Source organism: Clostridioides sp. ES-S-0190-01 (assembly GCF_020658275.1).
In the GTDB taxonomy this organism is placed as follows: Bacteria; Bacillota; Clostridia; order Peptostreptococcales; family Peptostreptococcaceae; genus Clostridioides.
In genome coordinates this window covers 143,723-156,797 of record NZ_JACVWA010000023.1, presented here as the reverse complement: position 1 = coordinate 156,797, position 13,075 = coordinate 143,723, and the positions used below count along the sequence as shown (strand labels likewise).

Here is a 13,075-nt window from a genome sequence, read left to right as displayed (position 1 = left end):
AAAATAAAGAGAAGGTGTTAAAAATGACTAATGAAGAATTTGAAAAAATAGAAGAAATATATCGTAGATACAAAGAGTTAATTAGTACAAAAGAAGAAGCAAAAGAAATAAAAGAAATTATTGAAAGTAATGATGTTTCAAATTTTAGAATGATAAGCTTTGATTTTGGCTGGGATGAAAATTTAGAATTTAGTGTTAGCGAAGAAACAAGAAATTATATAAAAAAAGAAGTTATAAATATGCTAGAAAAAGTAATTCAAGATTGCAGTGAAAAAATAGAAGCTATTAAGATACCAAGAAATTAAAAAAGATAAAGTAATCTATTTTAATTAATAATTAAGCGATAAATTATAATATAAAATTCCTTGTAGGAAAAAAGGAGCATAAAATATGGATGATAAAAAACTACAACAAAGATATAAAAATAAAGTTGCTAATGCACAAGGTCAACACTTTGAAAATTACATAAATTCAGCTTGTATAATTTATAGAAATGATAATAGAGCTGAAATAGATAAGACACCAGAACCATTTAGAGTATTAAGCAAAGATAAAACAGGGAAATTTACAGGTAGATTTATAGCTAATGCACAGCCAGATTTTAAAGGTGCTTTAAAGACTGGTATGTGTATATGCTTTGAAGCTAAATACACGCTTAAAGATAATATAAAAAGAAGCGTTTTAACAAATACACAGTTAGAAACATTAGATAGATATTACCACATGGGAGCAATAACAGGGGTTTGTATAGGTATACAAGATAGATTTTACTTTATACCTTTTCTTGTATGGAAAAATATGAAAAATTGTTTTGGTAGACAATATGTAAAACAAGAGGATATAAAAAGATTTGAAGTAAAATTTTTCAATGGAGCTGTATTGTTTTTAGACTATATAACTAAAGACGAGAAAATATTAAATGAAAATTATAGCTTATTAAGAAAAAAATTGAAAATGAAATAGATGATAGTATTAAAAAAGTGAGGGGATAAAATGTTTTTAAACTTATATACTAAAAAAGATTTTGATGAAATAAAAGCAGAATATGAAATAGCTATTGGTAGAATAGAAGAACTAAAAGATAAATGTTCAAAGAAAGAAAAAATAATTTCAGACTTAGAAAATAAAAACGCTGCACTACATACAGAAAAAATGTCTTTAAAAATTAGATATGAAAATGACCAAAATATAAAAAAAGGGATGGAAGCTGGAGCTGGAATTTTAAGAAAAGAAATAGAAAAATTAAAAGAAGAAAATGAGATTTTGAAAAAAACAATAGAAACTTTTAACAATAAAGTCAAAGAAATAGAATTAAAATTTAAAAAGATGCTAAATAGTAAAATAACTAGACTTGAAGCTATAAAAGCAAGAACGAAGAGGTTTAGAAAAAAGAAAAAAATAGAAAAAATTATTGAGGAACTAGAATTAAAAAGTTTCTTAGAATAAAAAAGGTTGATTATTATGTTATTAGCTAATAAAAATAAAATAATACAGCTTGCAAGTAAAATGGTAGAACTATACAATGTTGAAGATTTAGAAGCAACAATAAAAGCTATACAGTACTTAGAAAAAGTAGAAGTAAATGGAGTTATACAGGAAGAGGAATATAATAAGCTTCTAAAAAAAATAATGGGGAGCTGAGTAAATGCAAAAGAAAGTTATAAATCATTTTATAGACTGTATCAAGAAAAGTAGACAAAGAATGTTAATTGAAAAAGGAGATAAATATTATTTAACTGATGGGATTTGTATATTCATAATTGATAAGAAGGAAATGTTATTAAATCCTAAAATGTTCTTGTTTAACAGTGAAAAAGCTAAAAAAATAGTTGGAGATATAAAAGAAACTGGGTACCAAGAAGTTGTTTTAAAATATTATATACCAGTTCATGGCATTGTATATCATAAATATATATGTGCAGATTTTGAAATTTATTTAAATGAAGCATTCGTAAAGGTATTTGATAAATTTGATAAAGTTGAAGCTATAGACTCAAAGTCTCCAGCAAAAATTTCTATGAAGGGTCACATCTTAGGTTATTTGATGCCAGTAACAATAAAAGAAAATTAAATATAAACAATGGAGGTAAAGCTATGAAAATCATATCTATTTTAAGCTTCAAAGGAGGTACAGGTAAAACAATAACAAGTGCAAATATGGCAGACATTTTATCTGTAGTACATAAGAAAAAGGTGTTGTTAATTGATGCAGATAAACAAGGTAATTTATCACAATACTTCTCAAAATTTGAGGAAAAAGGAAAAGGTACAGCAGAAATGTTGCTTGAAGATAATGCAAACATACATGAATACATATGTAAGACTGAAAATAAAAATATAGATATTATAACTAGTAATATGTATTTATATCAGGCTGATAGAATGTTATTTGATAGTGATAGAGATAAATTTAGTATATTAAAAAGATTGCTAGAAAAAGTTGAAAATAAATATGACTTTTGCATAATTGATAATGCACCAAGCACGGATATAGTAACAGTCAACTCTCTAGTAGCGTCAGACGAAGTAATTATAACAGTAAGAGCGGATAATTTTTCTCTTAAAGGAATAAAGGAATTACTAGAACAAATAGAAAATGCTAAACATGTAAATAAAAAATTAAAATTTAAAGGATGCATAATAACACATTATCAAAACAATGATGTAAATAATCAATTTTTAACTTTACTACAGAATATATGTAAAGTATTTAAAACTGTAATAAGATTAAATAAAAATGTATCTGAGAGTACATTTTATCAAAAAACAATAATGAAATACAACAAAAGATGTGGTGCGACAATAGACTATAAAAAGTTAGTTAATGAGTATCTAAATATAGAATAAAAAAATGTGTCCGAATTGGACACATAGAAAGGAAAAGTAAAATGGCTTTTAATATGTTTGAAGCAATTAATAATAGCAATAATAGAAAACTAGAAAATAGCAATCAAAATATTGAAAATGAAAAAACAGAAATAAAAAATATAAGTGTTTATGACTTAGTACCATCCGAAGAAAATTTTTATTCTGTTGAGGATATAGAAGATTTAAAATCTTCTATAGAAATGTTTGGAATAAAACAAAGCTTATTAGTAAAAGAAAATAAAGATAATAAATATACAATAATAGCAGGTCATAGGAGAAGATTAGCAGTATTAAAGCTATTAGAAGAAAGCAAAGAAAATGAAAGATTTGAAATGATACCTTGTATGATAGAAAAGGTAACTGGAATAAGGGAAAAGATTTTATTAATAACAACTAATTCAACTGCAAGAGAATTAACAGATTTTGAAAAAATGAAGCAGGCAGTAGAAATGAAGAAGTTATTAGAAGAACTAAGAGCAGAAGAAGATATAAAAGGGAAAACTAGAGACTTAGTTGCTAAAATGTTAAACACATCAGCTGGTCAAATAGCAAGGCTAGAGAACATATCTAAGAAGTTAATGCCAAATCTTAAAAATGAGTTTGAGAAAGAAAATATAAATGTATCAACAGCTTATGAATTATCAAGATTGGAAGAAGCTGAACAACAAAGTTTATTTGAAGAATATCAAGCCAAAGGAAGTTTAAGTATCAAGGATGTCACAGAGAAATTTGAAAATGAGAATCATGGAAAAGATGAAGATGAAATTAAGATTGAAGAAACAGAAGAGATTGAAAATATAATTAGTTTTCCAGCTACAGAAATAGAAGAAGGAAAAGTTTTTAAAACAGTTTTTGAAATATTAAAAGATATGAAAATTAGAAAACTGGCTGAATTTATTTGTTCACAATGTGATGTAAGTGGAACATTTTGTGATTACGCATTAGAATGTAATGATAAAAGTGGAAAGGGGAATATAGATATATGTGTAAGATGGCTAAAGACAGAAGTACAAGAAATAGAAAAATAGATTGTGATTTAAAACATAATAAGAGTGGATATATGGATAGCACAGCTTACAAAGCTATAAAGAACATAAATGATGAAGAAAAGAAAGTTAATAAAACCATTAAATTAATGAAAGATATAGCTAAGATTTCTGGATTTGAGGTAATGAATAGGATTGAACTTAAAAATGAAAAAACTGGGAGTGAATATAGATAAAATATGTATTGAAGCAAATAATATATAGAAAGGAATATATTATATGGGGAAGAATATTATAGTAGATAATAAAGGAACAAATATTAATTTAGTGATTGAAAGAGTAGCAAAAGAAGCAGCAGAAAAAGCTATACAAATATATAAAATAAAATCAAATGAAGAAGCTATTGAGCTATATAATAGAAAAATAAGAAATACTAAATTACTACTTAAACATTATAGAGAGTTTAAAAAGCATATTGATAATTCTGTTTTTAAAATCTCTTGTAAAAATGGAAATGCTATTGAAGTGTTGACTACACTCGCAGATAGATATGTAAGTGAAGATTTATTTGTAGAAAGTATTAGTAAAAGTGTATCTAGGACTAATGTAATAATTGCACATATAGATATAATGTTAAAAATATATAAAGAGTATTGTAATAACTCTAATGATATAGAGCAAAGACGATATAGGATAATAGAAGAAAGATTTATAAAAGAAGTAAAACATAAGAAAGATAGATGTAGTATAAACAAGATAGCTAAAAGAGAAAACATAGATACTAGGACTGTATATAAAGATATAGACCAAGCATGTGAAAGACTAGCAGCTCTAATCTTTGGCGTAGATGGAATAAAGAAGTATTGAAAAAATGTTAAAAAAGTATATGTGAATGGGCATGTTTTTATATATAGATAGGTTTAAATAAGATACATATTGATATATAATAATATCAGTAATTGCAAATGATTAAGTGTATAATAAGAGAAGTATTAATTTATAAAGATATAAAGAATAAAAGGGCAATAAGTGTTCATATACAAAACAATTTCAAAATGGTAATATATAAAGTGTAGAATTGTCCTTCTGATATAAAAGGGAAATCAGAGGGAAAAGTGAGGGTAAATATAGGGAAAAGAAGATGTTATAATGATAATATGGAAAAGCTATATATAAGAACTAAATAAAAATATTTATATTAAAAAACCTAGCAAATAGACTAGGTTTTTTATTTTATATGTTTGTCTTAGAAGACTTAGATTAATTTCTAGGTCTTTTTTAATGAAAAAACTTAATAAATTTCAGATATCGGTAATTCCGACATCTGAAATTTATTAAAAATGCATAATACATATTATTCAGATATGCACACTATGCATATCTAAAATTCAAATATTTAGGAGGTTGATTTTATGAAACTAAAACTTGTTAAAAAAGGAAAATTTTTAGGGACAACATGCGACTTTTACATGAATGAAGAAAAAGAAATATTTATGAGCAGAACACAATTAGGTCATGCTCTTAAATATTCTAACCCAAGTAAAGCAATAGAAAATATACATAACAGAAATTTTGAGTATATGAGAGGAAAATCTATTGAAATAACGGGGGCTCAAATTGAGGGGTCGATATATAAAAACAAAAATGCTAAGAGAATATATATGTATAATGAAAAAGGAATCTATGCTATAGTAAGAAAATCTAATATGCCTGTTTCTGATGAGTATTTTGATTGGGTATATGAAGTTATACATTCTATAAAAGAAAATGGATATTATATAGCTAATGAAAAAGATGAAAACTGGTTAGGTATAAGAACAGAAGGTAAAAAAGTTAGAAAAGATTTTACAGATGAAATACAAGAGTTTGTATATTATGCAATGCAAAGAGGCAGTAAGAAACCAGAAATGTATTACAAACATTTCACAGGATTAGTTAGAAAGAAATTAAGTATACCAAAAGGTATTAAAAGAGATGAATTGAATCAAGGAGAACTATTTGATATACAAGCATTAGAAAGAGTTATAACAATGAAGCTGGATAAATTAATAAATGAGGATATGAACTATAAAGAAGTATATAAGAAGATAAAAGAATTAATTGAACTCATATAAAACGATTATTAGAGTATTAAATTGTTTATTATCTCAAGACAAATTAAAGATGAAAGTTATGGTGAAGCTATGTGCCAATGAAACGAATTTGCAAATGTGGTAAGAAGATTGATTATGATAAGAAAATGTGTGAAGAATGTTATAAAAGATATAATAAGGTAAATAAAAATATATATGATTATAAAAAATATAATAAAAAATATAATGAAGAGAAAAGAAATAATCAAGAGTTTTATGGTTCTAAGAAATGGAGAATAGCAAAAGATAAAGCCAGAGTCAGAGACAAGAATTTATGTAGGCTATGCTATGATAATAAAATCATAAAGAAGGCTGATTTGGTACACCATATTGAAGAGGTAAAAGAGTGTAAAGAAAAAATATATGATACTAATAACCTTATATGTTTGTGTGAAAGATGTCATAGAGAGGTACATTTATTATATAAAAGTAAAGCAAGTATAATAAAAGAAAAATTGAAAGATTTAGTGGAAGAAGGGTTTTAAGGTTATAGGAGTTTTAGATATAATCTTATATTAAGAAGAAAAACAAAGCTCTTAGAATCGAAATTAGAGGTAGTAGGGGGGTGCAAAAAAGTTTTTAAAGGGGGATACGAGCGATAAGGGTATACACAACTGTGCAACCAAATATAATTTTTCAAAGGGGGTGGTTTCTTGGAGAATGTCATGGGGGAGGGGGTAACCCCAAAAAATGAGATTAAGAGTTATGAAATTATACCTAGAGCACCAGCGATTTTGTCTAAATTAGGAAAAGAAAAATATAATGAAATTGCAAAAAGTTTAGTAGACGAAGAAAAATGGAAGGTTGGAGATGAAATAGCTTTGACTGCATTGTGTGTAAATTACCAACGTTGGATGCAAGCTGAAAAAGCAATTAAAACTAATAAGGATTTATGTTTTGAAACAGAAACAGGGTACAGACAACAAATACCAGAAATTTCAATTGCGAATAACTGCATGAAAATGATGTTAACATTTATAAAAGAATTTGCTTTAACTCCAAGAGAAAGAGTAAAGTTAAAAGAACTTGTTTTAAATCCTACAGAGGTAGAAAATATAGACAAAGAACTAGATGACATGATTCAGAAATAAGGTAATTATATGAATGAAAAATTAAAAGAAATAATAGATAAACAATTGACTTGGAATCTGGATGATGCCATTAGGGAATTAAAAAATAAGTGGGATAATGAAAAATATTACTATGATGTAGAAGAAGCTAAGAAATTTCTTACCTTTGCAAGCAAATTAGAACTTGATAAAGGTAAAAAAGGTAAAAAAATAAAGTTAATAAAATTTCAGTTTGAAATATGCACTAGTATTATTTGTGTTAAAAGAAAAAGTGATAATTTAAGAAGGTTTAGAGAAGCACATATAAACATACCTCGTAAAAATTCTAAGTCATTCTTGATAGCTCTTATAGCTAGTTACTTATATTTCTGTAAAAATGAGTTTGGAAGTGAAACAATAATAACCGCAAATAGTAGAGACCAAGCATCATTACTTTTTAATACAATACATCACATGGTTAAGACCAATAAAACCTTAAAAAAATATGTAAATATACTTGAAAGTAGAAAGTATATGTTTAAAAAGAATATGAATGCATATCTAAGGGTTTTATCATCAGATGCAGGAACAGCAGATTCATATGCTGGCTATGTTTGTATAATTGATGAAATACATGAAGCTAAAAATAGACAATTATACGATAAGCTAAAGACTGGAGCTGGAATTTGGGAAGAACCTTTAATGTTAACAATAACTACTGCAAGTAGTGGTGATAATCCAGAGAATTTAGAATTTGAATTATATTCGTATTCAAAAGAATTAATGAAAGGCGAATTTGAGGATGATTCCTTTTTTTATGCAATTTATGAAGCAGAGGAAAAGTGTGAATTGTTGGATGAAGAACAATGGTTTAAAGCTAATCCAGCTCTTGGGACATTTAGAAGTTATGAAGAACTGAAAAACCTTGCAATAAGAGCTACGAGATTAAAGACACAAGAAGCAGCATTTAGAAGGCTATATCTGAATCAACATGTTGCACTTGATGGTGAAGGTGCAATAAATATGGAATTGTGGGAAAAAGCTGAAAGAGAAATAAATCTAAAAGAATTAAGAAATATGAAAACTTGGGATGGAATGGACATGGGTTCAACCCAAGATATAACAGCCTATGTAATGGTTTTCTATGATGAAGATACTAATAAGTATATAGTTTACCCATTTTTATTTACACCAAAAGATACAATTGAAGAAAGAAGTGAAAGGGATGATATTCGATATGATATTTTAGTACAAGAAAAAGAATTGATTGCATTGGAAGGTCGTTCTATTAACTATCAATATATGCATGATTATTTAGAAGAAACTAAAATAAAATATGAATTAGAAACTCAAGAAATAGGCTTCGATAGATGGGGTTCTATAGGCATAAGAAATAAACTAGAAGAAGATTATGACGTTTTGCCCTTTGGGCAAGGATATAGTTCTATGTCACCAGCAGTTAAAGACTTTGAAAATATCTTGTTAGATGAAAGAATAATAATAGCCAAAAATAGTCTTTTTAGACGAATGGCAAAGAATGTTGTTGCAGTTATGGATGATGCTGGGAATATAAAATATTCAAAGAAAAGAAGTAAATATAAAATAGATGGTATTATAGCAATGCTAATGGGAATATCAAGAGCAATTTTTAATAATGAGGGTGAACAATTTTCAACACAAAATAATGTCGATAAATTTTTAAATAAAGTAATGGGAGGTGAAGAAGATTAATGCTGTTAATAAAATAAGAAAATATATAGCTAATAAAATAGACCCTACACCCAAAAGTGTAGGTGATAGTGATATTTTAACATGGTTAGGAATTGATGAAACCAGTAAAAATGTAAGAAGTGAAATAACATATTTTACATGCTTGAAGATTTTATCAGAAACCCTTGGAAAACTGTCTTTGAAAACATACAAAAGAACAGAAAAAGGAAGAGAAGCAATTGAATTATCAGATATAAATAGAGTTTTGAAAGTAAGACCTAATGAGTATACAACACCAGCCATTTTTTGGTCAACTATAGAGCAGAACAGAAATCATTTTGGAAATGCGTATGTGTGGTGTAGATGGAGTGGAGCTAAATTAATTGATTTATGGATTATGCAAAGTGATTGTGTTGAAATATATGTAGATAATCATGGTTTCTTTGGTAAAAAAAATAAAGTATGGTATGTATATAATGACCCTAAAAGTGGAGAGAGACATATCTTTCAAGGAAAAGATGTTTTACATTTTAAAACAAGTCATACACTAGATGGGATAACAGGATTACCAGTAAGAGAAATATTAAGAGATACTTTAGAGGGGAATTTAAATAGCCAGCAATACATGAACAAACTATATAAGCAAGGTTTAACAGGCAAAGCTATATTACAATATACTGGCGATTTAGATAAAAAAGCACAGAGAAAATTAGTATCATTTTATGAAGAATTTTCAAATGGGATTGATAACACAGGAAAGATAATTCCTGTACCTATAGGAATGACTTTGCAACCATTAAATATAAAATTTACAGATGTACAATTTTTTGAACTTAGAAAATACTCTTCTCTGCAAATCGCTGGAGCTTTTGGAATAAAACCTAATCACATAAATGATTATGAAAAATCAAGTTATTCAAATTCAGAAATGCAACAGTTAAGCTTTTATGTTGATACATTACAGTTTATATTAAAACAATATGAAGAAGAAACAACATTTAAACTACTTACAAATAAACAAATAGAAGAAGGTTGTTTCTTTAAATATAATGAAAGAGCTATTTTAAGAGCTGATACAAAAACGCAGATGGAAACATTAACAGCAGGTGTAAACAATGGTATCTATACTCCTAATGAAGCTCGTGAATTTGTTGATTTACCAGAAAAGGAAGGTGGCGATATTCTTATAACAAATGGAAACTATATACCAATTACAGAGGTTGGTAAGCAATATGAGAAGGGGGGTGTAAATAATGAGTAAGAAAAATAAAGATAATTTAACAAGTATATTACAAATAAAAAATTCTACTGATAAAAAAGCGGAATTGTATTTTTATGGTGATATAGTATCCAGCTCATGGGGAGCTTGGGAAGAAGAAGACCAGTATCCAGAATCAATAAAAAACTTTTTAAAGGGTCAAGAGGATAAAGACCTAGATATTTACATTAATTCTGGTGGTGGAAGTGTATTTGCTGGTATGGCTATCTACAATATGTTAAAAAGACATGCAGGATTTAAAACAATAAAAATAGACGGTATTGCTGGAAGTATAGCATCAATAATAGCACTTGCAGGTGATAAAATAATTATCCCACGCAATGCTTTTTTTATGATTCACAAAGCGTGGGGAATTGTGCAAGGAAATTCAAAAAAAGTTATTGAATATGCAAGTTTGTTGGAAAAAATAGACAAAACAGCATTAGAAATTTACAAAGAAAATTTAAAAAATGAAAATGATATTGAAAAGATAAAGCAAATGATAGAAGAAGAAACATGGTTAACAGGAGAAGAAGCAACGAAATATTTTAATTTTGAATTATCTAGTGAAGTAGATGCAGTTGCCTGTTCTGGTGACATATTAGATAAATATAATAAAACACCTAAAGTTATTAATAACATAAAAGTAAATGACATTGAAGAAAGAAAAAATAATTTATTAAAAAGAATAGAAAGAATCTAGTGGAGGGCAAATAATGAAAAATAAAAATAAGTATAATACAAACTTAAAGGTATATATGTCAACTGATATAAGAGAAGTAAAAGCATCTATTGATGAAAATATAGAAAAGATAAAGAACTTAATTATAGAAAATAAGCTTGATGAAGCTGAAAAACTAACTGCTGATACAGAGAAACTTAAAAAAATTTATGATGGTTTAGTTGAATTAGAAGAAGATGAACTTGATAACATAAAAAACAAAATAAATAATTCTAAGGCAACTAAAATAAAAAATATAGAAGAAAAAGCAAAATATGATGGAAACTTATTTTGTAAAGTAATTGCTAATACTTTATTAAAGCAGAAAGAAAAAAATGAATTTTCAGCAACAAGGGAACAATTTGAATTTACTGACTCTGAAAGAATGGCTATTTCTGAAAATATAGACGAGGATGGTGGATATGCAGTTCCAGAAGATATTTCTGTAAAAATCAATAAAAGATTAAAAGATTCTATTGATTTATCTACCCTAGTTGATTCAGAACAAGTTTATACTAGAAGTGGTCAAAGAACTTATGAAAAAAGAATGAAACAAACACCACTTGGAAAATTATCGGAATATAATTCAAGTACTCAAACGTATGGCAAAATAAAAGATACTGATAATCCTAAACTAGAAAGAATTTCTTTTAACTTAATAGATTTTGCTGGGATGATAACTATTCCTAATGACTTGTTGAAATTTGCATCAAAGGAATTAGAGAACTTTATAATAGATTGGATAGTTGATAAAGTAAGAGTAACAAGAAACATGATAATATTAAATGGATACAAAGATAATGATGGTGATGAAATTGAGGGAATATTCTCAGATACTACTAAGTTCAAAAAAGTAGATTTGAAGAGTACTTCAACTATTAAAAACTTTAAAAAATTGAAAAATGTAACTTTAAATTCTGTATTTAAAAAGAGTTCTAAGTGGATAGTGAATCAAGATGGGTTTAATTATCTAGATAGCTTAGAAGATAAAAATGGAAGGAGCTATTTACAACCAGACCCTAAAAATGAAACTGAATATAAATTTTTAGGTTTACCAGTAATAGAGATAAATAATGAAACACTAGAAACTGAAACAATTAAGAGTGGGTCAGAGGGAAGTGAAACAACAACAAGTATATCTCCTATTATATTAGGTGATTTGAAAGAAGCATACAAGATATTCCATGATGGCAAATATCAATTAGCTACAACTAATATAGGGGCTGGTGCTTTTGAAACTAATACAAACAAAGCTAGAGTAATAAATAAGCTAGATGGTTCTGTAAAGGATGATGAAGCAATAATAATAGCTAAATTAACATTACCAGAGGAAAATGCTTAATGTTAGAAGAAATTAAATTATATCTAAGAGTAGATTCAGAAGATGATAATAATTGGATAGAAAAAACTTTAATTCCAGCTATTAATACATATTTTAAAAATGCAGGTATTAATATTGATACTGTTAAAAATGAAGAACTTTACAAGTTGGCTGTAGAAATGATGGCTTGTCATTGGTATGAAAATCGTGGAATTGTTGGAGATACAAAAGGAATTGATTTTGGATTAAAGACTATCATGTTACAATTACAATTTTGTTATGAAGAAGGTAATATATAATGAATGTTGGAAAATTAAATAAAAGAATTACTATACAAATAAAAGAACAAACAAATGATGAAAATGGATTTACAGTAAATGATTGGATAGATTTTAAAATTGTTTGGGCTAATATAAAGAATATAAATGGAAAAGAGTTTTTTCAAGCACAACAAGCTCAATCAAAAGCAAATAAAAAAGCAACAATTAGATACTTAAAGTATTTAGATAGTTCTATAGATGTTAGAGTAAGTTTAAAGTATAGGGTGAAATACAAAGAAAACACTTATAATATAATATATTCAGATAATATACAAGAAAAAAATCAATATATAGAATTATTGTTAGAAGGTGAATAAATGGGATTAGAATGGAATGGATTTAATACAGTGCAAGCCAAATTAGATGAACTAGGAAAGAAAGCTGGTAAAGAAATAACTACTAAAGCATTAGATGAAGGAGCGAATGTCATACTTAATGGTCAAAAACAAACAGTGCCTGTAGATACTGGAAATTTAAAGAGTAAGTTAGGAAAGTTTGATTTTAAAGGTTCGGGTTCAAATGCAAGAGTTGATGTTGGTATATCTAATAATGAAGATAGAGCAGCTACTTATGGTTACATACAAGAATATGGAAGAACTAAAATGAATGGTAAAAAATGGATGAAAAGAGCTTGGGAAAACACAATAAAAGAAGCTAATGAGACTATAAAAGAAAGTTTAATAAAAAATCTGCTTAAGTAGGTGGTAATT

19 protein-coding genes are annotated in these 13,075 nt (G+C 27.0%); all 19 read left to right on the top strand.

What is annotated here, in order from left to right; translation table 11 throughout:
• The first annotated feature begins 23 nt into the window (after nt 1-23).
• The 19 genes from IC214_RS08305 (at nt 24) to IC214_RS08215 (ending at nt 13,066) form a co-directional block, all read left to right on the top strand.
• Nucleotides 24-305, top strand: coding sequence for a hypothetical protein (locus tag IC214_RS08305; protein WP_095897439.1), 282 nt, complete (start codon nt 24-26; stop codon nt 303-305).
• Between the two features lie 85 nt (nt 306-390).
• Nucleotides 391-963 carry a Holliday junction resolvase RecU gene (locus IC214_RS08300; protein ID WP_227866473.1) on the top strand — a complete coding sequence of 191 codons (573 nt, stop codon included), beginning with the start codon at nt 391-393 and terminating at the stop codon, nt 961-963.
• 30 nt (nt 964-993) lie between these two features.
• Nucleotides 994-1,446: a hypothetical protein gene (locus IC214_RS08295; RefSeq protein WP_227866472.1), complete on the top strand. Its 453-nt coding sequence runs from the start codon at nt 994-996 to the stop codon at nt 1,444-1,446.
• A 15-nt stretch (nt 1,447-1,461) separates the two neighbouring features.
• Nucleotides 1,462-1,641, top strand: a complete 180-nt coding sequence (locus IC214_RS08290) for a hypothetical protein (protein ID WP_227866471.1) — start codon at nt 1,462-1,464, stop codon at nt 1,639-1,641.
• A gap of 4 nt (nt 1,642-1,645) precedes the next feature.
• Complete coding sequence (locus IC214_RS08285; protein ID WP_227866470.1) at nt 1,646-2,071, top strand: hypothetical protein; 426 nt, start codon at nt 1,646-1,648, stop codon at nt 2,069-2,071.
• Between the two features lie 23 nt (nt 2,072-2,094).
• The gene (locus IC214_RS08280) at nt 2,095-2,847 is read left to right on the top strand and encodes a ParA family protein (protein WP_227831033.1); all 753 of its coding nucleotides are present in this window, start codon (nt 2,095-2,097) and stop codon (nt 2,845-2,847) included.
• Between the two features lie 41 nt (nt 2,848-2,888).
• Entirely contained in the window at nt 2,889-3,896 is a 1,008-nt protein-coding gene (locus IC214_RS08275) for a ParB/RepB/Spo0J family partition protein (protein WP_227831032.1), read from the top strand.
• On the top strand, nt 3,851-4,090 hold the full coding sequence (locus tag IC214_RS08270; protein WP_227831031.1) for a hypothetical protein: 240 nt from the start codon (nt 3,851-3,853) through the stop codon (nt 4,088-4,090). The genes IC214_RS08275 and IC214_RS08270 overlap by 46 nt, the downstream gene beginning before the upstream one ends.
• A 43-nt stretch (nt 4,091-4,133) precedes the next feature.
• Complete coding sequence (locus IC214_RS08265; RefSeq protein ID WP_227831030.1) at nt 4,134-4,721, top strand: hypothetical protein; 588 nt, start codon at nt 4,134-4,136, stop codon at nt 4,719-4,721.
• A gap of 545 nt (nt 4,722-5,266) precedes the next feature.
• Entirely contained in the window at nt 5,267-5,968 is a 702-nt protein-coding gene (locus IC214_RS08260; protein WP_227866469.1) for a BRO family protein, read from the top strand.
• 77 nt (nt 5,969-6,045) lie between these two features.
• Nucleotides 6,046-6,471, top strand: a complete 426-nt coding sequence (locus tag IC214_RS08255; RefSeq protein ID WP_227866521.1) for an HNH endonuclease — start codon at nt 6,046-6,048, stop codon at nt 6,469-6,471.
• A gap of 168 nt (nt 6,472-6,639) precedes the next feature.
• The gene (locus IC214_RS08250; RefSeq protein ID WP_095897430.1) at nt 6,640-7,077 is read left to right on the top strand and encodes a P27 family phage terminase small subunit; all 438 of its coding nucleotides are present in this window, start codon (nt 6,640-6,642) and stop codon (nt 7,075-7,077) included.
• 9 nt (nt 7,078-7,086) lie between these two features.
• The gene (locus tag IC214_RS08245) at nt 7,087-8,766 is read left to right on the top strand and encodes a terminase TerL endonuclease subunit (RefSeq protein WP_227866468.1); all 1,680 of its coding nucleotides are present in this window, start codon (nt 7,087-7,089) and stop codon (nt 8,764-8,766) included.
• A complete protein-coding gene (locus tag IC214_RS08240; protein WP_227866467.1) occupies nt 8,753-10,006 on the top strand; it encodes a phage portal protein in 1,254 nt (417 codons plus the stop codon). Before IC214_RS08245 ends, IC214_RS08240 begins: the two co-directional genes overlap by 14 nt.
• Nucleotides 9,999-10,706: a head maturation protease, ClpP-related gene (locus tag IC214_RS08235; protein WP_095897428.1), complete on the top strand. Its 708-nt coding sequence runs from the start codon at nt 9,999-10,001 to the stop codon at nt 10,704-10,706. The genes IC214_RS08240 and IC214_RS08235 overlap by 8 nt, the downstream gene beginning before the upstream one ends.
• A 13-nt stretch (nt 10,707-10,719) precedes the next feature.
• Entirely contained in the window at nt 10,720-12,066 is a 1,347-nt protein-coding gene (locus tag IC214_RS08230) for a phage major capsid protein (RefSeq protein ID WP_227866466.1), read from the top strand.
• Entirely contained in the window at nt 12,066-12,344 is a 279-nt protein-coding gene (locus IC214_RS08225) for a head-tail connector protein (RefSeq protein ID WP_095897427.1), read from the top strand. Before IC214_RS08230 ends, IC214_RS08225 begins: the two co-directional genes overlap by 1 nt.
• The gene (locus tag IC214_RS08220) at nt 12,344-12,682 is read left to right on the top strand and encodes a phage head closure protein (RefSeq protein WP_095897426.1); all 339 of its coding nucleotides are present in this window, start codon (nt 12,344-12,346) and stop codon (nt 12,680-12,682) included. The genes IC214_RS08225 and IC214_RS08220 overlap by 1 nt, the downstream gene beginning before the upstream one ends.
• The gene (locus tag IC214_RS08215; protein WP_095897425.1) at nt 12,683-13,066 is read left to right on the top strand and encodes an HK97-gp10 family putative phage morphogenesis protein; all 384 of its coding nucleotides are present in this window, start codon (nt 12,683-12,685) and stop codon (nt 13,064-13,066) included.
• Nucleotides 13,067-13,075: the final 9 nt, after the last annotated feature.